Consider the following 1594-nt stretch of genomic DNA (forward strand, 5'->3'; position numbering starts at 1 on the left):
CCATAACGACGTCCTTATGGACGTCTCTTACGCGCTCACATCACAGCAAGGCAGGCGGCCTCAACCGGTCGGTTACGAAAGAATCGCTGCACGAGCGTCGGCAATGAGAGAGGCGCATGTTCAGCCACGGCCGCTCTCCCCGAATGCATAATCTTCGAACCGGTCGCCTGCGATAGCCATCAGATCCGGGATGCCGGTCAAATACCAATATGTATCGGATACCTTTGTGTGGCCGACGTAAGTCGAGAGCGCCGCGATCGCGTTATCGATATCGGCACCTTCGGCTTGCCACCTCTGGATGCGCCGACAGATAAATGTATGCCGGAGATCATGGATGCGGACGTCGGGATAGGCCCCCCGAGCGACGATCCCCGCCTCGTTGCGCAACCTCTGGAAGGTCCAGTGCACGGCGCGCGATTTTAGCGATCGTGTCGGCGTCGAGACGAAGAAGGCATCTTCCTGCTCACGTGGCAGGAAACGATCTCGCACGGCCACATAGTCGGCGAGCGCAGCCGCGACGGTTGGATGGAAGGGCACGTGCCTTGACTTGCTGAACTTCGTCATCCGAACGGTCAAACATCGACTCCCGAGGTCCACATCGGCGCATCGCAGCTTGATCGCCTCAGACACACGCAGGCCGGTTGCGGAGATCAGACCGAAGAAAGCCTCGAACGCTGCGGGGCGCAGGCTGCCTTCCGGATCGAGATGTCGTGCCGCTGCAAGCAGCGCCATGACCTCGTCCTCGGTGTAGATATGCGGGGTGGCCCGGCGCTGGGACTTGCCGAATATCCGGGTCTGCGGAAACTCCGTGGCCGGATCCATCCGCAACAGGTAGGTGGCGAAGGGTCGGATAGCATCGAGCCGACGCGCCCACGCCCTCGGTTCATGGGTACGAGCATGACCCTTTGCCCATTCGATCGCGAGATCTGTCGTTAGGGAACCTTGATGGCCAGAGCCGTCGAAGAATCTGGCGAAGGAATGAAGCTGGCTGGCACCCGGCCCGGTATCGAGAAACCCTAATGCTCGCCGCTCGGCGAGATAGGCCTCGGCTTGTGCTGTCATAGTCGTCATCATCACGCCCTCCCTGGCCAAGGCAGAGCCACAGCCGACAGGCGATCAAGATCGATCTTGGTGTAGATCTTCGACGTGTCGAGGCTGCGGTGACGCAGAATATCGGCGATGTGCTTCATGGGCGTGCCGTCGCGGAGCAGACGGCTCGCGATGCTGTGACGCAGGACGTGCGGATCAGTCCGATCCCACCCGCAGCGTGCGAAAGCCGCGATTACCGCATGCTTGGCGACGCCAGCCCTGATCGGGACGTCATACGGCGCGACATGGCGAACGAAGATCGCGCGGTTGTGGGTCTTCGGTCGTTCATGGCGCAAATAATCTGCGATCGCGTCGCCGGTGGCCACCGGCAATGGAAGGCTATCGGTAAAATGCGTCTTGGTCCTGGCTATCCGAATGATCCCATTCCGCCAGTCTACGTCGTCGAGCCGAAGCTTTATGATCTCGGAGTGTGCAACGACAAATTCGGTAGCCGGGTGACGACAAACGAGATGGCCGGATTTCATGGTTCGAAACGAAAGCGATA

3 protein-coding genes are annotated in these 1594 nt (G+C 60.1%); 1 reads left to right on the forward strand and 2 read right to left on the reverse strand.

All coding sequences use genetic code 11. The features are described from left to right. Positions 1 to 120: 120 nt before the first annotated feature. Positions 121 to 1074 carry a tyrosine-type recombinase/integrase gene (locus tag V2I08_RS20390; RefSeq protein ID WP_024020122.1) on the reverse strand — a complete coding sequence of 318 codons (954 nt, stop codon included), beginning with the start codon at positions 1072 to 1074 and terminating at the stop codon, positions 121 to 123. Beyond that, complete coding sequence (locus V2I08_RS20395) at positions 1074 to 1469, reverse strand: tyrosine-type recombinase/integrase (protein WP_349636573.1); 396 nt, start codon at positions 1467 to 1469, stop codon at positions 1074 to 1076. The genes V2I08_RS20390 and V2I08_RS20395 overlap by 1 nt, the downstream gene beginning before the upstream one ends. Between V2I08_RS20395 and V2I08_RS20400 the strand changes: the two genes are divergently transcribed. Continuing rightward, positions 1377 to 1594, forward strand: a 218-nt coding sequence (locus tag V2I08_RS20400) for a hypothetical protein (protein ID WP_349636574.1), incomplete at its 3' end; no start/stop codon positions are given. The two genes, V2I08_RS20395 and V2I08_RS20400, sit on opposite strands and share 93 nt — an antisense overlap.

This window comes from Sphingobium sp. MK2, assembly GCF_040170545.1.
Classification (GTDB): domain Bacteria; phylum Pseudomonadota; class Alphaproteobacteria; order Sphingomonadales; family Sphingomonadaceae; genus Sphingobium.

Coding starts and splice junctions, on each gene's coding strand:
- V2I08_RS20390 (WP_024020122.1), bottom strand. CDS start 1,074: ATGATGACGACTATGACAGCACAAGCCGAGGCCTATCTCGCCGAGCGG.